The organism is Streptomyces sp. NPDC059788, assembly GCF_042732265.1.
GTDB lineage: Bacteria > Actinomycetota > Actinomycetes > Streptomycetales > Streptomycetaceae > Streptomyces.
Genome location: NZ_JBHWHY010000004.1, coordinates 1 through 22,882, shown reverse-complemented (window position 1 = coordinate 22,882; position 22,882 = coordinate 1). Strand labels below are relative to the sequence as shown.

The following is a 22,882-nucleotide window of genomic DNA, read 5'->3' as shown; positions in this document are numbered from 1 at the left end:
GGTGGTGGGCAGGGTGCGGGGCCGGGGTTCCCCTGCCCCTCCCCCGGGGTGTGGGAAAGTCCGGGGTCCCGGCGTGAGAAAGCCCGGGGTCCCGCCCCCCTACCCGGGTGGTGGGCAGGCCTCCCGCCCTCCGGCACCGCGAGCCTCACCACATGGTGGGGCGCCGACCAGGGTGATCGAGATCTTCCCCCCAGCTGTCCCGCGCTCGCCAAACCGGCCGGAGGGGGTGCGTAGGGGGCCATCCCCGCAGAGCAGCCGGGTATCTGGGTTCACGACTACGCCCCCGTCGCCGTGCACGGTGTCGAGGAGTTGGCCCCCTGCGCACCCCCGCCCCCAGAACGAATCCAACGCGACCCGCGCGACAGCGCAACCCCCGCGCGAAGCGCGAACAGAAGCCCCCTGGGGGCAAGGCCCCCCACCGCCCCAGGGGGCCAAGGTCAAAGACCAGGGCCCCCAGGATTGCGCCGGTGAACCGCGACCACAGGTCGCCTACGCCCGACCGGCAGTCTTCTGCGTCTTGCGGGAGACGGAGTCGATCACGACAGCCGCCAGCAGAACCGCCCCAGTGATCATGAACTGAACGGCCGAGGCGATACCCAGCAGAGCCATGCCGGAGGCGATGGACTGGATGACCAGGACGCCCAGCAGCGCGGACCACGTCTTGCCGCGCCCGCCGAACAGGCTCGTACCACCGATGACCGCGGCAGCAATCGCGTTCATCAGGAGGCTGCCGGCCCCGGACGACTGATTCGCGGCGTTGATCTGGGAGGCCAGGAACATGCCGCCGACGGCGGCCATCGTCCCGGCGAGCGAGAACACGGAGACGCGGATGAGCGAGACGTTGATGCCCGCGCGCCGCGCCGCCTCGACGCTGCCGCCGAGGGCGAAGACCTGACGCCCGTACGACGTGCGCCGCAGCACGAAGTCGAGGGCGACGACCACGCCGAGGAAGATGACCACGGCGAGCGGCAGGCCCTTGTACTGGTTGAGGAGCCAGGCGACCACATAGGCGGGAACGGCCAGGACCACCGTACGCAGAATCGTCTCGCTCAGCGGCCTGCTCGGGACGCCCGCGGCCTCGCGGCGCCGGGAGTCGAGGAGGGAGAGGCCGAGGAAGGCGAGGACGGCAACCGTCGCCAGCCCGTACGCGGCGGCCACATCGGTGAAGTAGTAGTTCGTGAGCTTGGCGACGAGGCCGCTGTCGTCCAGGTTGATGGTGCCGTTCGAGCCGAGCACCTGGAGCATCAGGCCGTTCCAGCCGAGCAGTCCGGCCAGGGTGACCACGAAGGCCGGTACGCCGATGCGGGCGAAGAAGAAGCCGTGCAGGGCACCGGCCACGGTGCCGGTGAGCAGGGCCAGGATCAGGGCCGGCCATTCCGGCATGCCGTTGTTGATGTTCAGGACGGCGAAGACCGCCGCGGCCAGGCCGCTGACCGAGCCGACGGACAGGTCGATCTCGCCGAGGATCAGGACGAAGACGATGCCGACGGCGATCAGCCCCGTCCCGGCGGCCGTCACGAACAGGTTCGAGAGGTTCTCGGCGCCGAGGAACGCGGAATCCTGGAGCTGGAAGACGATGCAGATGACGATCAGGCCGACGACGACCGGCAGGGAGCCCAGCTCACCGCTGCGCGTCTTGCGCCGGAACTCGTCGAGGTAGCCCTTGAAGCCCTGCTGGCGTACGAGCAGCCGCGGGTCCACGGCGGTCACGGCGCCTTCGGCGGCGGGTGCTGCGTCGACCGGCTCGTCGCCGGCCTTGGAGAGGTTGCTGGTCACTTCCGGTCCTCCGCGGTGCGGGCCTTGCGTCGGGTCACGGCGTTGTCCGTGGCGCCGGTGATGGCGGAGATGATCTCTTCCTGGGAGGTGCTGCGGACGTCGAACGTGCCGTTGTTGCGGCCCAGCCGCAGCACCGCCACCCGGTCGGCGACGGCCTTGACGTCGGCCATGTTGTGGCTGATGAGGATGACGCCGAGGCCGCGCTCGCGCAGCCGTTCCACGAGGTCGAGGACCTGCGCGGTCTGTTCGACGCCGAGCGCCGCGGTGGGCTCGTCGAGGATGACGACCTTGGGTTCGCCGAGCAGCGAGCGGGCGATGGCGACGGTCTGCCGCTGGCCGCCGGAGAGCGAGGCGATGGGGATACGGACGCTCGGGATGCGGATGGCGAGCGTGGCGAGCAGTTCGCGCGCGCGGCGCTCCATCTCGACCTCGTCGAGCACTCCGACGCGTACGATCTCGCGGCCGAGGAAGAGGTTGCCGACGACGTCGAGGTTGTCGCACAGCGCGAGGTCCTGGTAGACGGTCGCGATGCCCAGTTCCTGGGCGGTGTGCGGCCGGTCGACGGTGACCGGGCGGCCCTCCCACTCGACGACGCCGTCGTCGGCGGGACCGACGCCGGCGATCGCCTTGACGAGGGTGGACTTGCCGGCGCCGTTGTCGCCGACCAGGGCGACGACCTCGCCGGGGTGGATCTCCAGTTCGACATCGGTGAGCGCCTGTACGGCACCGAACCGCTTGGAGATCCCGCGCAACGCCAGCACGGGCGTAGCGGACACGTGAATCATCTCCTTCGCCGCCTGACCGGCGGGGACGCGCCGTCCGGCCCACGGCCGGCGAGGCGGCGGGGCCGGGCGGACGGCAGGCTTACTTCAGGCCGGCCTGGGCGCAGGCGGACTGGAACTTGGCGGTGCAGATCTCGGCCTTGGTGAAGAAGCCTTCTTGGCCGACATACTTGGAAATATCAGCCTTGGTCAGCGCGAAGGGCGTCACGATGACGGACGGCACCTTCTTCTCGGTGGCGCTGTCGACGGTGGACTTGGCGATCGAGTCCAGCTTCTTGCCCTGGGCGAGCGCGACGGCCATCGACGCGGCGGCGTCGGCCTCGGGCTGGTAGGGCTTGTAGACGCTCATGAACTGTTCGCCCTGGAGGATGCGCTGGACGGCGGAGAGTTCCGCGTCCTGGCCGGTGACCGGCGGCAGCTTGGTGAACCCGGCGCTCTTGAGGGCGGTGATGATGCCGCCCGCCATGCCGTCGTTGGCGGAGTAGACGCCGACGATCTTGTCCTTGCCGAGCGAGGAGATGGCGCCCTTCATGTTCTCGTTGGCGTTCTCCGGCTTCCACTCCTTGGTGTCGTACTCCTTGCCGATCTTGACCTTGCCGTCGAGTACGGAGTGCGCGCCGTCCTTGTACATCTTGGCGTTCGGGTCGGTGATCGACCCGTTCATCATGACGATCTCGCCCTGGCCGGCGTTGTCGCCGAGCGCCTTCAGCAGCGACTCGCCCTGGATACGGCCGACCCGCTCGTTGTCGACGGAGGTGTACGCCTTGATCGGGCCCTCGGCCAGCCGGTCGTAGGCGACGACCGGTATGCCCTTGTCGTTCGCCTTCTTGACCGAGACGGCGATGGACTTGGCGTCCACCGCGTCCAGGATCAGCGCGTCGACCTTCTTCGTGATCATCGTGTCGACCTGCTGCTGCTGGACGGAGGGGTCCTGCTTGGCGTTGTCGTAGAGGATCTCGGTGTCCTTGCCCGCCAGTTCGCGGATCTTCTTCTCGATCAGCGGCTTGTCGAACCGCTCGTAGCGCGCGGTCTGGTTCTCGGGCAGCAGGAGGCCGATGGTCAGCGGCCCCTTCTTGTCCTTCTTGGTGTCCCCGTCGCCGCCGGCCTCCTTGGCGGAGCCGCAGGCGGCGAGTCCGGCGGCCATCGAGACGGCGGCCGCGGCCACGGCAGCACGACGCAGGTGCGTGTTCACGGTGAAAACCTCCCTGACGAGGCCGCGTCGTTGCGGCCGAGGTGGCTGGAAGTCAACTCGGCCGCTCGCAGACCGTCAAGGAGTAAATACTTAACGAGATGACAACGGTGCCATGCGTTAGCTGTGTGAACTCAGCGTGCCTCGTGTACGGCAGTGCGCCCCGTATACGCAGTGTGCCCCGTATACGTCAGGCAATGGCAGAGGTGCCGGTGCTGTCCGCGGGGCGGGCGGCCGCGACCGCCGGTACACCGGGGTTCCGCCCGCCCGGCTGCCCGGCGCCCTCGGCCGGCAGCGTGCCGTCCAGCAGCGTCGAGTCGCCCATCTCGCTCAGTACGAGCGCCAGCGCCCCGAGCACCTCGGCGCGGCCCCCGAGCGTCCCGGGGACGATCCCCAACTGCCGCGCGGCGCTGGGGATCGCGTACCGCGACACCGACTCCCTTATCGGCCCGAGCACCAGCTCCCCGGCCTCCGCGAGGTCGCCGCCGAGCACCACCCGGCTCGGGTTGAGCAGGTTGCACAGGTTGGCCACGCCGCTGCCGATGTGCCGCCCCACGTCCGCGATCACCCGGCGGCACCCGGGGTCGCCCTCCCGGGCCAGCCGGACCACCTCCGCCATGGTCAGGTCGGGGCCGTGGCTGGGCTGGAGCAGCGGGAGCACGTAGCGGGCGGCGGTGAAGGTCTCCAGGCAGCCGCGGTTGCCGCAGCGGCACACCGGCCCGGACTCGTCGAGCGTGATGTGCCCGATCTCGCCCGCGGTGCCGCCCGGCCCCCGGTAGATCTGGCCGCTGATGACCAGGCCGGCGCCGACGCCGCTGGCGACCTTGATGTACGCCAGGTCGGCGGCGCCGCGTCCGCTGCCCCAGACCAGTTCGCCGAGCGCGCCGAGGTTGGCGTCGTTGTCGACGTACACGCCGACGCCGAGCCGGCCGGACAGCTCCTCGCCCGGATTCGTGCCGCCCCAGCCCGGCAGGATGGCGGTCGAGCCGAGCGTGCCGGACTCCACGTCGATGGGGCCCGGGACGCCGAGGCCGACGCCGATGACCTTGCCCGGACCGACGCCGGTCGCCTCGATCAGCCGGTTCACCAGGCGCTCGGCCCGGTCGAAGCCCTCCGCGGCGGAGGCGTCCACGTCGATCGGCTCGGTCTCCTCGGCGAGCACCTGGTGGGCGAGGTTGCCGACCGCGACCCGCAGGTGGGAATGGCCGAAGTCGACGCCCACGACGATGCCGGCGTCGCCGGAGAGCGAGACGCTGCGGGCCCGGCGGCCGCCGGCCGAGGTCGGCGTGACCTCGACGGTCCCGGCGTCCTTCAGTTCCCGCACGATGTTGGAGACCGTGGCCGCCGACAGGCCCGTACTCCGGGCGATCTCCGCCTGGGTGAGCGAGCCCGCCATGCGCACCGCGCGTACGACCCGCTCCAGATTGGCCCGGTGCAGCGAGGACTGCGAACCCGGAGTCTCCATCGACTCATCCACTCCCGCCTGTAGCGCCCGGCACGACGACCGGCCGCCGGCCGGGCCACACCGACGGGACCCGGCTTGTCTCCAACATGTGAATCTAAGCTGACGTGCCCGGGTCCGGTTCCGTCAAGTCCTCGACCGGGTGCACCGGGCCTGTGGCCAAAACCCGGTCGTCCGGCAGGCGCCATGGTGGCCCCCGCGGGACGGCGGGGGCCACCACTGTGCCGTACGGGCGTACGGCCTGCCGGAAGCGGGCGCGTACGCCGGGGTGCGGGGCTACTTCAGGGCGCCCGCCGTCAGGCCCGCCACCACCTGCCGCTGGAAGATGATGTACGCGGCGAGCACCGGCAGCATGGCGATGGTCAGGCCCGCGAACAGGCCGGACCAGTCGCCCTTGTACCCCTGGCTGACCGCCAGCGCGACCAGGCCCTGGGTCAGCATCTTCTTGTCCGGGTCGCCGACGTTCAGCACCGTCGGCAGCAGGTACTGGTTCCACTGCCCCAGGAAGTTGAAGATGCCGACGCTGATCAGTCCCGGCTTGGCCATCGGCAGCATGACCTGGAAGAACGTCCGCGTGTGGGACGCGCCGTCGATGAGCGCGGCCTCCGCCACCGACGTCGGCAGCGTTTTGAAGAACCCGCTGAGGAAGAAGACGGTGAAGGGCAGGGAGTACCCGATGTAGACCAGGATCAGGCCGTGGTAGGTGTCCAGCAGGGCCATGTTCTTCATGACGAAGAACAGCGGGACCAGGGCGAGGATGATCGGGAAGCCCATCCCGCCCACGAACAGGAAGTAGATGAAGCGGTTGCCCGGGAAGTCGAACCGGGCCAGTACGTACGCCGCCATCGCCCCCAGCAGCATGGTGCCGATCAGCGACCCGCCGACCACGATCAGCGAGTTGAAGAAGTACTGGCCCATGTTGGCCTTGTCCCAGGCACGGGCCCAGTTGTCGAAGTGCAGCGCCGACGGCAGCCCCCAGGGCGAGCCGAAGATCTCCCCGTCGTCCTTGAAGGAGCTGACCACCGCCCACAGCAGCGGCATGGTCACCAACAGGCCCCAGATGACCAGGACTCCGTGCGAGAAGACGTTCAGGACCCGGCCCTCACCGCCCTCCGCGCCCTTGCCGCCCGCGCCGCCCCGGCCCGTCACGGCCGGGGGCTTGGTCTGCACGCTCATCAGAACTCCAGTCGCTCGCGCCGGCCCAGCCGCATGACGATGGCCGAGAAGATCAGGGTCACTATCAGCAGGGAGACGCCGATCGAGGTGGCGTAACCGGCCTGACCGTCGCGGAAGGTCTTCTGATAGACGTACAGCGGCAGCACCTCGGTGGAATAGTCGGGTCCGCCCGGCCCGACGCTCATGATCTGCACGAACGCGAAGGCCGACACGTCCAGGGCCAGAATGCCCATATAGATCCAGCCGGTCTGCACGGTGTCCCAGAGCAGTGGCAGGGTGATTCTGAAGAACGTGTTGAACCGGTTGGCGCCGTCCAGCAGCGCGGCCTCGTAGAAGTCCTTCGGTATGGAACTCATGCCGGCCGAGAAGAGCACGACGTAGAAGCCGACATTGGCCCAGATCATCGCGCCCATGATGCACCAGAGCGCGAGCTGCGGATCACCGAGCCAGTCCGGCTGTACGTTGTCCAGTCCGACCGCCTGGAAGAACGCGTTGAGCGCGCCGCTCTCCGGGTTGTACGCGAACTGGAAGAGCAGGGCGACGATCGGGATCGACAGCACCTGCGGGAAGAAGTAGAGAATCTTGTACGTGCCCGAGCCGCGCACACCGCCGATGACCGCCTTCTTTCTGCGGCGGCCACCGACGTTGAGCATGAAGGCGAAGAAGAGCCCGAGCGAGAGCGTCACCACCGGCAGCAGCAGCAACAGCGTCACGCTGTTTCCCACCGCGGCCCAGAAGACGCTGTCCTTGAAGAGGCGCGTGTAGTTGTCGAACCCGACCATTTTCATGTCCGAGCTCAGGCCGGTCCAGTCCGTGAAGGAGTAATAGATCGCCTGCACGAACGGCGATATCACGAAGATCGCGTATATCGCCAGCGGGATGACCAAGAACCCCGCTATGAAGCGGTATTTACCGTGCTGCATGACTACCGATCCCGTTCTCTCCCCGCGGATGACGTGAATGCCACCGCCGGCGACGCGTTCGACGCACCGGTCAGCGCTTGTACTTCTTGACGCTGCTGTCCTCGCGCGTCTCGTCCGCGTACTTCTGGATCTTGGTGATCGCCTCGTCGGGAGTCATGCGGCCCGCCATCATCTCGCCCAGCGCGCCGACGCCGATCTTTTCCTTCTGGAGCGCCACGTACCAGTCCTGCAACCGCGGGTTGACGATGTTCTGGCCGGCCTTCTGCAGCGCCTGCTGCGCCGAGTCCAGGCCCGGGGGCAGGGTCAGGCCCTCCGTACCGCCGTTGAGGGAGGTGAGCGAGGAGACCTGCTTGATGAAGTTCTGCGAGGACTTCTTGCTGAGCATGATGCGCAGCATCTCCATGCCGCCGGGGACGTTCTTGGCCTCCCGGGGCACGATGTACGGCTCGCCGCCGGACGCCCAGATCGTGCCGAACGGCATCTTGTCGGACCCGGAGAGGCTGGACGGCGCGCCGACCGAGAGCTGGAAGTCGGGGTTCTTCTCGATCTGCTTGGCCGACTCGTTCTCCACCCAGGAGCCGTTGGGTATGAACAGGGCCTTGCCCTCGGCCCACGCCTTCTGCGACTGGAGGTGGTCCAGGCCCGGCGAGCCCTTGAGGACGTAGCCCTTCTTGTACAGCTCGTAGTACGCGTCGAAGGCGGCCTTGACGGCCGGGTCCTTCCAGGCGTTCGGCTCCAGGTTGTCTATCCTGCGCAGCACCTCCGCACCGCCGATCTTGGCGATGAAGGGGTAGAGGCTGAAGGGGAGGTAGTACGGGTACTTGCCGGGGTAGGTCCACCCGGCGACGCCCTTCTTCTTCGCCTTCTCGCACACGGCGAGCATCTCGTCCCAGGTCTTGGGATATTCCGCGTCGGCGACCTTCTGCAGGTTGGTCTTGGAATACCAGACACCGTAGACCGTGTACGCGTAGTACATGATCCAGGTTTCCTTGCCGCCGAACTGACCCATCTCGACGACGCCGGGACGCAGGGTGTCGCGCACCTTCTTGTTCGGGTCGTCGATCGACGGGGCGTCGAGCAGCGGGGTGAGGTCGGCGAGCTGGTTCTTGGAGACCAGGGTGCCGAAGTCCATCTGTTCCGCGCCGGAGTTGTCGACGAGGTCCGGGGGGTTGCCGCCGTTGAACCGCGGCTGGAGCGTGGACTGTATCTTCTGGGTGGAGGCGAGCTTGACCTTGCCCTTGGTCTTCGGGAAGGCGGCGACGTATTCGGCCTGGGCGTCCTTGGCGTATTTGTCGCCGAATCCGCCGTCGAAGATGACGACGTCGAGGGCCGCGCTGTCATTGACCGCCAGCGGGTTCTTGGCGGACTTCTGGCCCTTGTCGACCTTCTCGTTGCCACCGTCGCCGCCGCCGGCACACGCCGACAGCGCGCTCATGGCCGGTACGGTGACGATTCCGAGCGCCGCGGCCCGCTTGATCAGGTCGCGACGGCTGAAATCTGAGGTGAATCCCATGCGCAAGTCCTCGCCTTCTTCAGGACTCAGGCGGTGTACCGGAGCCACCCCGGCACCGCGGGTCAGATGAAGCTGAGTTGTACGGGATGTGCACCGGGCACGCTAGAGATGTGCGGGGCCGATTTCTTGTGCTGCTCCGCAGGTCCCCCCGGGTCCGCGACGTCGTTCGCACAGTCGATCGGACGCCGACAGGTATAGTCCACTTCAGGTCAAGTCGGCAAGATCGTAAGCAAGTTCGGGCAGTCATCTTTCCCGAGTTGAGACCTCGCCGGTATGCGTCGCTTGTGCCGGAAACTTCTGGCCGCCGCTCGCGGCGTCACCCTTGACAACAAAGGCCCCACCTACCTTACTTATCTCTGCATTAAGCAGCTGACAACGATGTCACCGACAGGGAATTGTCGCTTCCGTTGAGAGGTACGCGTGCGGCTCAGACACCGGCACAGACCCCTGCCCGGCACGGCTCGCCCCGTCGCACTCGCGGCCGCGGCCCTGCTCGTCCTGACGGCGTACGCGCCCGCCGTCGCGGCTTCGCCCCAAAAGCCCCCGGAAGAACAGCGGTTCAGCTCGTCCTTCGAAACCGGCGACCCGCTGCCGGACTGGCGGGACACCGTGGAAAGCGGCCCGGACGGCGCCGGCAAGACCTCCGGGGTGGGCCCGGAGAGCGGTCCGGGCGCCGGCATGAGCAGCCACCCCGACTCCGGCCCGACCTCCTCCCCCACCGCGAAGACGAACGCCGGCTTCAGCGGGCTGCGGGCGCTGCGGTACGCGGGGACCCACACCGCGGCCGGGCGCGGCTACTCGTACAACAAGGTCTTCGACGTCAACGTGCCCGTCACGGACGCCACTTCGCTGTCGTACAAGATCTTCCCCGAGATGGCCGCCACCGACCTCGGCTATCCCGCGACCCACGTCGCGCTCGACCTCGCCTTCACCGACGGCACCTACCTCAGCGGGCTGCGCGCCACCGACCAGAACGGCGCCCCGCTGACCCCGCGCGGCCAGGCCGACGCCAAGACGCTGTACGTCAACCAGTGGAACCATCGCCAGTCGCGCATCGGCGCGGTGGCGGCGGGCAAGACCGTCGACCGCATTCTCGTCGCGTACGACTCCCCCACCGCGCCGAAGGCCTCCGCGGTCTTCCGCGGCTGGGTGGACGACATCGTCCTCGGCCCCGAGGCCGCGGACAAGCCGCCCGCCCACCTCGCCGACTACGTGGCGACCACCCGCGGGACGCACTCCAGCGGCAGCTTCTCGCGCGGCAACACGTTCCCGGCCACCGCCGTGCCGCATGGCTTCAACTTCTGGACGCCGGTGACCAACGCGGGCTCCACCGACTGGCTGTACGAGTACGCGCGGAAGAACAACGCCGCCAACCTGCCCACCCTCCAGGCCTTCGCCGCCAGTCACGAGCCGAGCCCCTGGATGGGCGACCGGCAGACCTTCCAGGTCATGCCGTCCGTCGCCGCCGGCACCCCGGACGCCGGCCGGACCGCCCGGGCGCTGCCCTTCCACCACGCCAACGAGACCGCGAAGCCGCACCACTACGGCGTCACCTTCGACAACGGCCTCAAGGCGGACATCGCCCCGACGGACCACGCGGCGCTGATGCGCTTCACCTTCCCCGGCGACGACGCGAACCTGATCTTCGACAACGTCAACAACAACGGCGGGCTCACCCTCGACACCGCGCGGGGCGTCGTCACCGGCTTCTCGGACGTGCGGAGCAACCTGTCGGTCGGCGCCACCCGGCTGTTCGTGTACGGCGTGCTCGACACGCCGGTGACCGCGGGCGGCAGGCTGAGCGGCGGCGGTGGCCCGGACGTCACGGGCTACCTGAAGCTGCGGCCCGGCGCCGACCGTACGGTCACGCTGCGCATCGCGACCTCCCTGATCGGCGTCGACCAGGCGCGCGCGAATCTGGAGCGCGAGATTCCGGCGGGCGACTCCTTCGAGCGGGTCCGGGACCGCGCCCGCGCCCAGTGGGACGGCATCCTCGGCCGTATCGAGGTCGAGGGCGCGAGCCGGGACCGCCTCGTCACGCTCTACTCCAACCTCTACCGGCTCTACCTCTACCCGAACTCGGGGCATGAGCAGGTGGGGGCGCGCGCCCGGTACGCGAGCCCGTTCTCGCCGCGGACCGGCCCGGACTCCCCGGCGCACACCGGCTCGAAGATCGTCGACGGCGAGGTGTACGTCAACAACGGCTTCTGGGACACCTATCGCACGACCTGGCCCGCCTATTCCCTGTTCACGCCCGGGCAGGCGGGGAAAATGGTGGACGGATTCGTCCAGCAGTACAAGGACGGCGGCTGGATCTCCCGCTGGTCCTCCCCCGGTTACGCGGATCTGATGACCGGCACCAGTTCGGACGTGGCCTTCGCCGACGCCTACGGAAAAGGCGTGAAGTTCGACGCCGCGGCGGCCTATGACGCGGCGGTGAAGAACGCCACCGTCGCCCCGCCCAGCCCCGGTGTCGGCCGCAAGGGCATGGCCACCTCGCCGTTCCGCGGTTATACGAGCACGGACACCAAGGAAGGCATGTCCTGGGCGCTGGAGGGATATCTCAACGACTACGGCATCGCCCGCATGGGGCAGAAGCTGTACGAGCAGACCAGGAGGCCGCGCTACAAGGAAGAGGCCGTGTACTTCCTCAACCGCGCCCGTAACTACGTCGAGCACTTCGACGACAAGGTCGGCTTCTTCCAGGGCAAGGACGCGGCCGGGAACTGGCGGCTGCCCCCGGACCGCTTCGACCCGCGCGTCTGGGGCCACGACTACACCGAGACCAACGCCTGGACCTTCGCGTTCACCGCGCCCCAGGACACCCGTGGCCTGGCCAACCTCTACGGCGGCCGGGCGGGGCTGGCGAAGAAACTGGACGCGTACTTCACCACCCCGGAAACCGCCGCGAGGGAATTCGCCGGCTCGTACAACAACGTCATCCACGAGATGACCGAGGCCCGGGACACCCGGATGGGCATGTACGGGCACAGCAACCAGCCGTCGCACCACATCGCGTACGCCTATGACGCGGCCGGGCAGCCGTGGAAGACGCAGGAGAAGGTCCGCGAGGCCCTCTCCCGGCTCTATCTGGGCAGCGAGATCGGCCAGGGCTATCCGGGCGACGAGGACAACGGCGAGATGTCCGCGTGGTACGTCTTCAGCGCGCTCGGGTTCTATCCGCTGGTGATGGGCTCGCCCGAATACGCGGTCGGATCGCCGTTGTTCACCAAGGCGACGGTCCATCTGGAGAACGGCCGCGATCTCGTCGTCAAGGCCCCGCGCAACAGCGCCCGCAATGTGTACGTGCAGGGCCTGCGGGTGAACGGCAAAGCCTGGAATTCCACCGCACTGCCGCACGCTCTGCTCGCACGCGGCGGCACCCTGGAATTCGCGATGGGCCCGCGGCCGTCCGCCTGGGGCACCGGCAAGAACGCGGCGCCGTCGTCCATCACGCACGACGACCGGGTGCCCGTACCGGACGGCGATCTGACCTCGCCGGACAACAGCCCTCTGCTGGACGACACGTCGGACACCTCGGCGTCCTTCGACGCGGTCCCGGTCACGCTCAAGTCCGCGGCGCGGGTGACCTCGTACACCCTCACCTCGGCGGCGAAGGGCGACGCCCCCACCGCCTGGGCGCTGGAGGGGCTGGACCGCCACGGGAAGTGGCGGACCCTCGACCGCCGTACGGGCGAGTCCTTCAGCTGGGACCGGCAAACCCGGGTATTCACGGTGAAAACACCCGGCACCTTCACCCGCTACCGGCTGACTCCGTCAAACCGGGCCACGCTGGCCGAGTTCGAGCTGATCGGCCCGAAACAGCCACTTTCCGGGTCCGATTGATCAGACCGTCCGTAAACCAGTTGACATGTGAAGACCTTGTGCAAAGATCCTGAGGATCACGCGACGCACCTGATGTAGGTGCGTCGCGCCTCATCACATGGCAAATGGAGAAATACGTGGCCAAACTTCCCGACCGTAAGCGCGGGCGCGCCCTGTCGCGCCTGGCTGTCGCGGCGATCGCCGCCGCCCTGGTCGGCACGAGTGCCTCAGCCGCGGTGGCCGGCGCCCCGGCGCCGGTACCCGCCCCGGTGAAGAACGTCGACATCGGCAAGATCGCGCAGGCGGCGCCGAAGGCCGGCGCGTCCGCCCGTGCCAGGGCGCAGGCGCAGACCCCCGTGTTCGGCCTCTTCGGCATCGAGCGCTCCTCCGGCTTCCTGTACCAGTACGTCCTGGACGGCCGCGGCGGGCTCGACGAGCGCACGTTCCTCACGTCCGGCTGGGACCTGCTGAAGGCCGCGTCGCCGGTCGACAACGACGGCGACGGTGCCAGCGACGGCATGTGGGCGTGGGACAACGCCGGCAACCTGTACTTCAACTCGGACACCGAGCACCGCACGGTCGGCGGCGGCTGGAACATGTACAACAAGGTGCTGTCGCCGGGCGACATCGGCGGCGCCGAGGCGTACGACATCATCGCCCGCGACCCCCAGGGCGTGCTGTGGACCTACCTCGGCTACCCCAACGGCCAGGTCTCCTCGCGCGTCAAGATCGGTGGCGGCTGGAACGCCTACACCCAGATCGCCGGCAAGGGCGACCTGACCGGTGACGGCCGGGCCGACATCGTGGCCCGGGACTCCTCCGGCGTCCTGTGGCTCTACAAGGGCACCGGCGACTACAAGGCGCCCTTCGCGCCGCGCGTGAAGATCGGCGCGGGCTGGAACACGTACAACGCCCTCGTCTCCACCGGTGACGTGGACCTCGACGGCCGCGCGGACCTGATCGCCCGTGGCAACGACGGCACGCTGTGGCTCTACAAGGGCACCGGCAACGCCGCGGCGCCCTTCGCGCCGCGCGTGAAGATCGGCTTCGGCTACAACATCTACAGCTGGATGTTCTAGCCCGTAGGACACCGGCAGCCGGGGACTTCGGTCGGCCGAGTGCCGGTGAGGTGATGGTGCGGCGCGTCTCCACGAGGCGCGCCGCACCGGCTTTTCGACAGCACGACAGCAACACAGCAACAGGAGACACACCGTGTCCATTCGTACCGGCCGCACCATGCCCCGGGCCGCGGCCGCCCTGCTCGCCGCCGTCCTGGTGGGAACCACCGCCGGCACGGCCCTGGCGGACGGGCCCGGCTCCGCTCCGGCCGCGCGGGAACGTGCCGTGGCGCAGGCGCAGGAACAGAAGCAGGAACAGGCGCAGAAGCGGTCCTCAGCGGCGGCGCGGGCCGTGACCACTCCCGGCCAGGTGAACACGCCGTTCTACTTCCACTTGAACGGGATCGACCGCCAGGGCTGGGTCTACATGTACTCGCCGGACGGCAAGGGCGGGTTCGGGCCTGCCGACAAGATCACCGATCTGTTCGACAACAAGAAGGCCGCCGCCGAGGTCGACAACAACAGGGACGGCTACTCGGACGGCACGTACTACTGGGACTTCGACGGTGTGCTGACGTCCCTGCGCGACGTCGGTATCGCCGACACCGACTACCGCACCGTCGGCGGCGGTTGGAACATCTACGACAAGGTCCTGGCCCCGGGCGACCTCGGCGGCGCCAAGGAATCCGACATCATCGCCATCGACAAGGCCGGCGTCCTGTGGACGTACCTGGCCTACCCGGACCTGTCGGTGACCCCGCGCGTCCGGATCGGCCGCGGCTGGGACCAGTACACCCACATCGCGGGCCAGGGCGACCTGACCGGTGACGGCCGGGCCGACATCGTCGCCAAGGACCGCGCGGGCGTGCTGTGGCTGTACGAGGGCACGGGCGACTACACGGCGCCGTTCAAGCCCCGTACGAAGATCGGCGGCGGGTGGAACATCTACAACCACCTCCTGTCCACCGGCGACATCAACGAGGACGGCCGCGCCGACCTGCTCGCCCGCCACACGGACGGGGGCCTGTGGTACTACCGGGGCACCGGCGACCCCGCCGCCCCGTTCGCCCCGCCGGTCAAGATCGGCTGGGGCTACAACATGTACCGCCTGATGTGGTGAGTCGGCCACCCGGCACCGACAAGGGCCGCACCCCCGCGCGGGGGTGCGGCCCTTCGGTTTCACCCGCTCGGCGGAGCGGGGGCGCCGGTTACTTCCGGATCAGCGAGCGCAGCACGTACTGCATGATGCCGCCGTTGCGGTAGTAGTCCGCCTCACCGGGGGTGTCGATGCGCACCTTGGCGTCGAACTCGACGTCGCCAGCCTTGACCTTGACGGTCTCCGGGATGCCGCCGTCGTTCAGGGCGGTGACACCGGTGATGTCGAAGGTCTCCTCGCCGGTCAGGCCCAGCGACTGCGCCGAGGCGCCCTCCGGGAACTGGAGCGGCAGCACGCCCATGCCGATCAGGTTCGAGCGGTGGATGCGCTCGTAGGACTCGGCGATGACGGCCTTGACGCCGAGCAGCGCGGTGCCCTTGGCCGCCCAGTCGCGGGACGAGCCGGAGCCGTACTCCTTGCCGGCCAGGATGACCAGCGGGACGCCGGCGGCCTGGTAGTTCTGCGACGCGTCGTAGATGAAGGAGACCGGGCCGTCCTCCTGCGTGAAGTCACGCGTGAAACCGCCCTCGGTGCCCGGCGCGATCTGGTTGCGCAGGCGGATGTTGGCGAACGTGCCGCGGATCATGACCTCGTGGTTGCCGCGGCGCGAGCCGTAGCTGTTGAAGTCGCGACGCTCGACGCCGTGCTCGGTGAGGTACTGGCCGGCGGGGGTGTCGGCCTTGATCGCACCGGCCGGGGAGATGTGGTCGGTGGTGACCGAGTCGCCCAGCTTGGCCAGGACGCGGGCGCCCTGGACGTCGGAGACCGGGCTGGTCTCCATCGTCATGCCCTCGAAGTACGGGGGCTTGCGGACGTAGGTGGACTGCGGGTCCCACTCGAAGGTGTTGCCGGTCGGGATCGGCAGCGCCTGCCACTGGGCGTCGCCCGCGAAGACGTCCTCGTACGACTTGGAGAACATGTCCTCGCCGATGGCGTTGGCCACGACGTCGTTGACCTCGGCCTCGGAGGGCCAGATGTCCTTGAGGTAGACCGGGTTGCCGTCCTGGTCGGTGCCCAGCGCCTCGGTGGTGATGTCCACCTTCATGGAGCCGGCGATGGCGTACGCGACGACCAGCGGCGGGGACGCCAGGTAGTTCATCTTGACGTCGGGGTTGATCCGGCCCTCGAAGTTGCGGTTGCCGGAGAGCACCGAGGTGACCGCGAGGTCGGCCTCGTTGATCGCCTTCGAGATCTCCTCGTCCAGCGGACCGGAGTTGCCGATGCAGGTGGTGCAGCCGTAACCGACGAGGTTGAAGCCCAGCTTGTCCAGGTAGGGCGTCAGGTTCGCCTTGTCGAAGTAGTCGGTGACGACCTTCGAGCCCGGGGCGAGGGTGGTCTTGACCCACGGCTTGCGGGACAGGCCCTTCTCGACCGCCTTCTTGGCCACCAGCGCGGCGGCGACCATGACGTAGGGGTTCGAGGTGTTGGTGCAGGAGGTGATCGCGGCGACCGTGACGGCGCCGTGGTCGATCTCGTACACCGAGCCGTCGGCCGCCGTGACCTGGGTCGGCTTGCTGGGCGTGCCGTTGGAGACCGCGGGGGCGTCGGAGGCCGGGAAGGACTCCTTGCCCGCCTCGTCGAGGTCCGCCTCGCTGACGTAGTTGCGCACGTCCTGCGTGAACTGCTGGGCGGCCTCGGCCAGGATGATGCGGTCCTGGGGGCGCTTGGGGCCGGCGATCGACGGGACGACCGTGGAGAGGTCCAGCTCCAGCTTCTCGGAGAAGTCCGGCTCGGCGGCCGGGTCCAGCCACAGGCCCTGCTCCTTGGCGTACGCCTCGACCAGGGCGACCTGCTGCTCGGAGCGGCCGGTCAGCTTCAGGTAGTTCAGCGTCTCGTCGTCGATCGGGAAGATCGCGGCGGTGGAGCCGAACTCGGGCGACATGTTGCCGATGGTGGCGCGGTTGGCGAGCGAGGTGGCGGCGACGCCCTCGCCGTAGAACTCGACGAACTTGCCGACGACACCGTGCTTGCGCAGCATCTCGGTGATGGTGAGGACGAGGTCCGTCGCCGTCGTACCGGGCTTGAGCTCACCGGTCAGCTTGAAGCCGACGACGCGCGGGATGAGCATGGAGACCGGCTGGCCCAGCATCGCGGCCTCGGCCTCGATGCCGCCGACGCCCCAGCCCAGTACGCCCAGGCCGTTGACCATGGTGGTGTGCGAGTCGGTACCGACGAGGGTGTCCGGGTACGCCTGGCCGTTGCGGGTCATGACCGTACGGGCCAGGTGCTCGATGTTGACCTGGTGGACGATGCCGGTGCCGGGCGGGACGACCTTGAACTCGTCGAAGGCGGTCTGGCCCCAGCGCAGGAACTGGTAGCGCTCCTTGTTGCGGCCGTACTCCAGCTCCACGTTCTGCTGGAAGGCGTTGGCGGTGCCGAACTTGTCGGCGATGACGGAGTGGTCGATGACCAGCTCGGCCGGCGCCAGCGGGTTGATCTTGTCGGCGTCGCCGCCGAGCTCCTTGACGGCCTCGCGCATGGTCGCGAGGTCCACCACACACGGCACACCGGTGAAGTCCTGCATGATCACGCGGGCCGGCGTGAACTGGATCTCCTGGCTCGGCTGCGCCTGGGAGTCCCAGCCGCCCAGCGCACGGATGTGGTCGGCGGTGATGTTCGCACCGTCCTCGGTGCGGAGCAGGTTCTCCAGCAGCACCTTCAGGCTGTAGGGAAGGCGGGCGGAGCCCTCGACCTTGTCCAGCCTGAAGATCTCGTACGACTCGTCGCCCACCTGCAGCGTGCTGCGGGCGTCGAAGCTGTTCGCCGACACGACAGTCTCCATTCCATGCATGATTCGCGCGTACCACCGCAATCCTGCCGTCACAGATCCTTGCCGATCAGCTAAGGTAAGGCTAAGTTAGGCAAGCCTTACTAGCGCGGCAGCGGTACGCCTCCCGGCAGATATCTCGATGTCGAGATAACTCTAATACATCCGCGCCGCGCGGTCATGCGCGCCCGGCCCGATGAGCTGTCCCGGCGAAGCGAGTCGTTCGGGCGTCCGCCTCAGCGAACCTGGGCGTCCGCCTTGGTGCGACGGGGGTGCTGGATGGCCGTACCGGTAGGAGTGGGCAGCGCGGAGCTCGGGAACGAGGTGCCGCACTTCTTCTGCGGCATGCGGCCGCGGCCGCTCCTCAATGCCGACGACACACCGGTGCCGGCCTGTCCCGTACCGGTGGATCTCAACCGCCAGATCCCGCCGGGTGTACCCGTGAGCGAAGCCGCCTCGCGGGGCGCTCTTTCGTCGCTTGTGGGACGTACCCGCGCGCAAGTGCTCGACGCGGTCGCCGAACGCCCCCACAGCCGCACCGCGCAACTGGCCCACTGCCTGAGCCTGTCCATGGCGTCGGTCTCGGAACACACCGCGACGCTGCGGGAGGCACGCCTCATCGACAGTTACCGCCATCGCGGCACCGTCCGACACCTCGTCACCCCTCTGGGAGCCCAGTTGCTGTCCGGAACGGAAGGCCGGATCGGCTGAACCAACCAGCAGTCCCGGCGACCGCACCCTCACACCCTCAGACTCCCTAACCTTCCCCATCGTTCCCTTGATAGGGAAGGTTAGGGTATCTTCGTTTCTCGTGAACGATCGTCTCTACTCCGTGGAACAAGTCGCCGAGCGCCTGGGCCTGCACGTACGCACGGTCCGCAACTACGTACGGGACGGCCGGCTGCCCGCCGTCCGCATCGGCAAGCAGTACCGGATCGCCCACGAGGACCTGGAGGCGTTCACGGGCCGCCCGGCGTCCTCCGACTCCGGTGAGCCGGCCGAAGGGCCGCGGCACAGCGAGGTGTCGAGCATCGTCGAGATCGACGCGGTCGACGCCCGCACCGCGGACCGGCTGGCCACGATCCTGACCGGCTCGGCCGCCGCCCGCAGCCAGGGCGAGCCGCCCCTGCGGATCGAGACGGCGTACGACCCGGGGCGGGCCCGGATGAAGGTCATCATCATCGGCAGCCTGGGCGACACGGCCCGGCTGTTCGACTACATGGAGGGGGTGCTCGACTCATGAGCACGATCTACAAGTCCGCGGCCGGCGAGCAGGAGATACAGCGGCGCTACCAGGAGGCACTGGACGGCTGGCCCGTCCCCGCCGAGCGGCTGCGGGTGCCGACCCGCGAGGGTGAGACCTTCGTCGTCGCCTCCGGTCCGCCGGACGCGCCGCCCCTGGTCCTGCTGCACGGCTCGGGCGCGAACACGACCGTATGGCAGGGCGATGCCGCCGCCTGGTCCCGGCACTTCCGTACGTACGCCGTCGACATCATCGGCGAACCGGGCCTGAGCGCGCCGTCCCGCCCGCCCCTCGCCTCGGACGCGTACGCGCTGTGGCTGGACGACGTACTGGACGGACTGGGTGTCACGGCCGCCGCGGTCGTCGCCACCTCCCTCGGCGGCTGGCTGGCGCTCGACTACGCCGTCCGCCGTCCGGACCGGGTCACCCGCCTGGCCCTGCTGTGCCCCGGCGGCCTGGGGAAGCAGCGGGTGGGGCCGCTCTTCAAGGTGCTGCTCCTGCGCCCGCTCGGACGCCGGGGAATCCGCCGGTCGGCGCAGAGCCTCGCGGGCCGCGGCACGCCGCTCCCGGAGCCCGTCCTCGACCAGGTGGTGCTGACGTTCACCCAGTTCAAGCCGCGTACGGAGCGGCTGCCGTCGTTTTCGGACGACGCGCTGCGCGGCCTGGACCTACCCGTGCTGGTGATCGCCGGCACCGACGACGCCTTCTTCGACTCGGCGGGCACCGTCCGGCGCGCACGCGCGTGCATCCCGGACGCGACCGTGCGGCTGCTGCCGGGGGTCGGGCACGCGCTCTTCGGGCAGACGGAGGCCGTGCTGGAGTTCCTGCGCGGGTGAGGGGTGGTGGGGCCGAGGCCTCGCCGGAGTCGGCTCCCGGTCCGAAGGGGTGGGGGCGAGTCGTCGCCGAAGCCGTCCCTCACCCCGTCGACAGGCCGGTGCGCACCATGGCCACGACTTCATCGTCGGTGAGGCCGAGGGTACGGGCCTCGGCCACCAGCTGGCCCACGCGTTCGGTGAGGCGTACGCGGGCCTGGGAGGCGTCGCCGGTCACCACGGCACCGCGGCCGCGGCGGAGTTCGATCAGCCCCTCGTCCTTCAGGCGCTGGTATCCCCGCAGCACCGTATGGACGTTGACGCCCAGCGACTCGGCGACCGCGCGGGCCGCCGGCAGCCGTTCGCCGGTGTGTACGGAGCCTTCGGCGAGGGCGCCGCGGACGGCGGCGGCGATCTGGTCGCCGAGCGGGATCGGGGAGCTGTGGTCGATGCGGAAGAGCATGTCAGCTCCCCTGTCCCGAGTCGGATGCGGCCCCGCCACCGGACCCGGGCCCGGTGGCGGAATCGGGGTCGGCGGTACGGGCGGCGAGCGCGTTCAGGAGTGCGGCGGCGGTGGCCGCGTCGTCGACGGTCACCATGAACACGCGGCCGTCCGTCAGCCGCAGCGCGAGTGCCTCGCCGGCGCGCAGTACGATGCCGCTGCGCCCGGCCGCGATGCGGTATCCCCAGCCGCCGAAGTCCGCCAGCGGCCGGACGTACTGGACTCCGGCTTCCTCCATGCGGGTGAGGGGGATGCGCAGACGGGGGCGCGGGACGACGGGTGAGGCGACGGTCAGGCCGCGGCGGTCGGCGGTGACCCGTACGCTCGCGAACACCAGGCAGGTCAGGCCCGCGAAGGCGAAGGCCACGGCGCCGGCCCAGTGCACCGCGAAGCCGAAGACCGCGCCGACGGCGAGGAGCCCGGGGCCGAGGACGACCAGTACGGGCGAGCCGACGGACCGCGACCAGCCGACGGTCTCGCCGTCCGCGAGGGCCAGCGGCGGCGCCGACTGCGACGGCCCGGCCACCTTGTCCGCCCGTACCCGGTCGCGCCCGGCGCACAGCCACCCCACCGCCGCGCCGAGGGCGGCGACGCCCAGGGCCACACCCAGGTGCGTCAGCGGCAACCGGACCGCGGACGCGTCGCCGGCGTCCGCATTCACGAGCAGGGTCGAGACGCTCAGGCTGCCGAACAGGCCCGCCATCGCGTAGCCGCCGCCGATCGCCCAGCGCAGCACGCCCGCCGCCGCGTTGCGCAGCACCAGTGCGCCGATGAGGGCGCCCAGGACGACTGGTAGACCCACGCACATCGTGAGGAAATCGGAGGTGGTGGCGAAGCCGTCGCCGGTGCCGCCGCCGGTGAAGTGCACGGCCAGCGGCTCGGGCATTCGGTCCCGTACCGCCTGGAAGACCGCGACGACCACCGTGACGGCGAGGAGGAACGGCAGTACGGCGATCAACGCCCGCCAGGGACGCGTCCCGGACGTCACAGCAGCGGACCCGACTTGCGCGGACTTCATGAGCGCCTCCTTTGTTCGCATTACCATAGAACAAGTCGCTGTGAACCGGAACCGCACGGTAACCACGACAGGAGGCACTCGATTACTCGCGGATCTCATATGTGAGATACCGTCTTCCTCATGGCAGACGACTACCTCGTACGTATCGGCAGGCTCATCCGCGACGCGCGGCAGCATCGGGGCTGGACCCAGACGCAGCTCGCGGAAGCGCTCGGTACGAGCCAGAGTGCGGTCAACCGCATCGAACGCGGTAACCAAAACATCAGCCTTGAGATGATCGCGCGGATCGGCGAGGCACTGGACAGTGAAATCGTCTCGCTCGGGTACGCGGGACCCATGCATCTCCGCGTCGTCGGCGGCAGGCAGCTGTCCGGCAGCATCGACGTCAAGACGAGCAAGAACGCGTGCGTGGCCCTGCTGTGCGCCACGCTCCTCAACGCGGGCCGCACCACGCTGCGCAGGGTGGCCCGTATCGAGGAGGTCTACCGGATTCTGGAGGTGCTGGGCAGCGTCGGCGTCCGCACCCGCTGGATCAACGACGGCAACGACCTGGAGATCGTGCCGCCGGCCGAACTGGACCTGGACGCCATGGACACGGAGGCGGCGCGCCGCACCCGCAGCGTCATCATGTTCCTGGGTCCGCTGCTGCACCGGATGGACCACTTCAAGATCCCGTACGCGGGCGGCTGCGACCTCGGTACGCGCACGATCACGCCGCACATGACGGCGCTGCGCCACTTCGGCCTGGAGATCACCGCGACGGAGGGCACGTACCACGCCGACGTGGACCGCTCCATCGCCCCCAAGCGCGCGATCGTGCTGACCGAGCGCGGGGACACCGTCACCGAGAACGCCCTGCTGGCCGCCGCCCGGCACGACGGCGTCACCGTCATCCGCAACGCGTCCTCCAACTACATGGTCCAGGACCTGTGCTTCTTCCTGGAGGAGCTGGGCGTACGGGTCGAGGGCGTCGGCACCACCACTCTGACCGTGCACGGCGTCGCGCACATCGACCGCGACGTGGACTACGCGCCGTCCGAGGACCCGGTCGAGGCGATGAGCCTGCTCGCCGCCGCCGTGGTCACCGAGTCGGAGCTGACGATCCGCCGCGTCCCGGTCGAGTTCCTGGAGATCGAACTCGCGGTCCTGGAGGAGATGGGCCTCAACCACGAGCGCAGCGCGGAGTACGCCGCCGACAACGGCCGCACCCGGCTCATCGACCTCACGGTCTTCCCGTCCAAGCTCCAGGCGCCGCTGGACAAGATCCACCCGATGCCGTTCCCCGGGCTGAACATCGACAACGTCCCGTTCTTCGCGGCCATCGCCGCGAGCGCCCAGGGCCAGACCCTGATCCACGACTGGGTCTACGACAACCGCGCGATCTACCTGACCGACCTCAACCGCCTCGGCGCCCAGGTCAAACTCCTCGACCCGCACCGCGTCCTGGTCGACGGCCCCACCCGCTGGCGCTCCGCCGAAATGATGTGCCCCCCGGCCCTGCGCCCCGCCGTGGTCATCCTCCTCGCGATGATGGCCGCCGAGGGCACGTCCGTCCTGCGCAACGTCTATGTCATCAACCGGGGGTACGAGGACCTGGCGGAGCGGCTGAACTCGATCGGGGCGCAGATCGAGATCTTCCGGGACATCTGAGCAGGCCGTCGTCGGCGGTCATGCCGCGGC

The 22,882-nt window shown here is 69.1% G+C and carries 17 protein-coding genes; 7 read left to right on the top strand and 10 right to left on the bottom strand.

Features of this window, described 5'->3' with window-relative positions; all coding sequences use genetic code 11:
- Positions 1-489: 489 nt before the first annotated feature.
- From ACFV57_RS04690 to ngcE, 7 genes are all read right to left on the bottom strand, one after another.
- Positions 490-1,776, bottom strand: a complete 1,287-nt coding sequence (locus ACFV57_RS04690; RefSeq protein ID WP_385225677.1) for a sugar ABC transporter permease — start codon at positions 1,774-1,776, stop codon at positions 490-492.
- Complete coding sequence (locus ACFV57_RS04685) at positions 1,773-2,561, bottom strand: ATP-binding cassette domain-containing protein (RefSeq protein WP_385225675.1); 789 nt, start codon at positions 2,559-2,561, stop codon at positions 1,773-1,775. The genes ACFV57_RS04690 and ACFV57_RS04685 overlap by 4 nt, the downstream gene beginning before the upstream one ends.
- 79 nt (positions 2,562-2,640) lie before the next feature.
- The gene (locus ACFV57_RS04680) at positions 2,641-3,750 is read right to left on the bottom strand and encodes a substrate-binding domain-containing protein (RefSeq protein ID WP_385225673.1); all 1,110 of its coding nucleotides are present in this window, start codon (positions 3,748-3,750) and stop codon (positions 2,641-2,643) included.
- A 187-nt stretch (positions 3,751-3,937) separates the two neighbouring features.
- Positions 3,938-5,212 (bottom strand): ROK family protein, encoded by a 1,275-nt coding sequence (locus tag ACFV57_RS04675; protein WP_385225671.1) that lies wholly within the window; start codon positions 5,210-5,212, stop codon positions 3,938-3,940.
- A gap of 273 nt (positions 5,213-5,485) precedes the next feature.
- On the bottom strand, positions 5,486-6,385 hold the full coding sequence (locus ACFV57_RS04670) for a carbohydrate ABC transporter permease (RefSeq protein ID WP_385225669.1): 900 nt from the start codon (positions 6,383-6,385) through the stop codon (positions 5,486-5,488).
- Positions 6,385-7,308, bottom strand: a complete 924-nt coding sequence (locus ACFV57_RS04665) for a carbohydrate ABC transporter permease (RefSeq protein ID WP_385225667.1) — start codon at positions 7,306-7,308, stop codon at positions 6,385-6,387. Before ACFV57_RS04665 ends, ACFV57_RS04670 begins: the two co-directional genes overlap by 1 nt.
- 70 nt (positions 7,309-7,378) lie before the next feature.
- Positions 7,379-8,821: an N-acetylglucosamine/diacetylchitobiose ABC transporter substrate-binding protein gene (ngcE, locus tag ACFV57_RS04660; RefSeq protein WP_385225665.1), complete on the bottom strand. Its 1,443-nt coding sequence runs from the start codon at positions 8,819-8,821 to the stop codon at positions 7,379-7,381.
- A gap of 420 nt (positions 8,822-9,241) precedes the next feature.
- On the opposite strand from ngcE, the gene ACFV57_RS04655 reads away from it, so the two are divergent.
- From ACFV57_RS04655 to ACFV57_RS04645, 3 genes are all read left to right on the top strand, one after another.
- Positions 9,242-12,667: a GH92 family glycosyl hydrolase gene (locus ACFV57_RS04655; RefSeq protein WP_385225663.1), complete on the top strand. Its 3,426-nt coding sequence runs from the start codon at positions 9,242-9,244 to the stop codon at positions 12,665-12,667.
- Between the two features lie 116 nt (positions 12,668-12,783).
- Entirely contained in the window at positions 12,784-13,725 is a 942-nt protein-coding gene (locus tag ACFV57_RS04650) for an FG-GAP repeat domain-containing protein (protein ID WP_385225661.1), read from the top strand.
- A 133-nt stretch (positions 13,726-13,858) separates the two neighbouring features.
- Positions 13,859-14,824 carry an FG-GAP repeat domain-containing protein gene (locus ACFV57_RS04645; protein WP_385225659.1) on the top strand — a complete coding sequence of 322 codons (966 nt, stop codon included), beginning with the start codon at positions 13,859-13,861 and terminating at the stop codon, positions 14,822-14,824.
- Positions 14,825-14,912: 88 nt separating this feature from the next.
- Here the strand turns inward: ACFV57_RS04645 and acnA are convergent, their stop codons facing one another.
- Positions 14,913-17,630, bottom strand: a complete 2,718-nt coding sequence (gene acnA / locus ACFV57_RS04640) for an aconitate hydratase AcnA (protein ID WP_385226098.1) — start codon at positions 17,628-17,630, stop codon at positions 14,913-14,915.
- Between the two features lie 276 nt (positions 17,631-17,906).
- Between acnA and ACFV57_RS04635 the strand changes: the two genes are divergently transcribed.
- The 3 genes from ACFV57_RS04635 to ACFV57_RS04625 all read left to right on the top strand — a co-directional run bounded on the left by ACFV57_RS04635 (position 17,907) and on the right by ACFV57_RS04625 (position 19,706).
- Positions 17,907-18,338, top strand: a complete 432-nt coding sequence (locus tag ACFV57_RS04635) for an ArsR/SmtB family transcription factor (RefSeq protein WP_385225657.1) — start codon at positions 17,907-17,909, stop codon at positions 18,336-18,338.
- A gap of 100 nt (positions 18,339-18,438) precedes the next feature.
- A complete protein-coding gene (locus ACFV57_RS04630) occupies positions 18,439-18,870 on the top strand; it encodes a helix-turn-helix domain-containing protein (protein WP_385225655.1) in 432 nt (143 codons plus the stop codon).
- Positions 18,867-19,706, top strand: a complete 840-nt coding sequence (locus ACFV57_RS04625; RefSeq protein WP_385225653.1) for an alpha/beta fold hydrolase — start codon at positions 18,867-18,869, stop codon at positions 19,704-19,706. Before ACFV57_RS04630 ends, ACFV57_RS04625 begins: the two co-directional genes overlap by 4 nt.
- Before the next feature lie 79 nt (positions 19,707-19,785).
- Here ACFV57_RS04625 and ACFV57_RS04620 read toward each other — a convergent pair whose 3' ends face one another.
- Positions 19,786-20,145 carry a GntR family transcriptional regulator gene (locus ACFV57_RS04620; RefSeq protein WP_385225651.1) on the bottom strand — a complete coding sequence of 120 codons (360 nt, stop codon included), beginning with the start codon at positions 20,143-20,145 and terminating at the stop codon, positions 19,786-19,788.
- Between the two features lies 1 nt (position 20,146).
- Positions 20,147-21,202, bottom strand: a complete 1,056-nt coding sequence (locus ACFV57_RS04615; RefSeq protein WP_385225649.1) for a hypothetical protein — start codon at positions 21,200-21,202, stop codon at positions 20,147-20,149.
- 120 nt (positions 21,203-21,322) lie between these two features.
- Between ACFV57_RS04615 and ACFV57_RS04610 the strand changes: the two genes are divergently transcribed.
- Complete coding sequence (locus ACFV57_RS04610; RefSeq protein WP_385225647.1) at positions 21,323-22,852, top strand: helix-turn-helix domain-containing protein; 1,530 nt, start codon at positions 21,323-21,325, stop codon at positions 22,850-22,852.
- Positions 22,853-22,882: the final 30 nt, after the last annotated feature.

Coding starts and splice junctions, on each gene's coding strand:
- ACFV57_RS04665 (WP_385225667.1), bottom strand. CDS start 7,308: ATGCAGCACGGTAAATACCGCTTCATAGCGGGGTTCTTGGTCATCCCG.
- ACFV57_RS04670 (WP_385225669.1), bottom strand. CDS start 6,385: ATGAGCGTGCAGACCAAGCCCCCGGCCGTGACGGGCCGGGGCGGCGCG.
- ngcE (WP_385225665.1), bottom strand. CDS start 8,821: ATGGGATTCACCTCAGATTTCAGCCGTCGCGACCTGATCAAGCGGGCC.
- ACFV57_RS04675 (WP_385225671.1), bottom strand. CDS start 5,212: ATGGAGACTCCGGGTTCGCAGTCCTCGCTGCACCGGGCCAATCTGGAG.
- ACFV57_RS04610 (WP_385225647.1), top strand. CDS start 21,323: ATGGCAGACGACTACCTCGTACGTATCGGCAGGCTCATCCGCGACGCG.
- ACFV57_RS04620 (WP_385225651.1), bottom strand. CDS start 20,145: ATGCTCTTCCGCATCGACCACAGCTCCCCGATCCCGCTCGGCGACCAG.
- ACFV57_RS04615 (WP_385225649.1), bottom strand. CDS start 21,202: ATGAAGTCCGCGCAAGTCGGGTCCGCTGCTGTGACGTCCGGGACGCGT.
- ACFV57_RS04635 (WP_385225657.1), top strand. CDS start 17,907: ATGGCCGTACCGGTAGGAGTGGGCAGCGCGGAGCTCGGGAACGAGGTG.
- ACFV57_RS04625 (WP_385225653.1), top strand. CDS start 18,867: ATGAGCACGATCTACAAGTCCGCGGCCGGCGAGCAGGAGATACAGCGG.
- ACFV57_RS04685 (WP_385225675.1), bottom strand. CDS start 2,561: ATGATTCACGTGTCCGCTACGCCCGTGCTGGCGTTGCGCGGGATCTCC.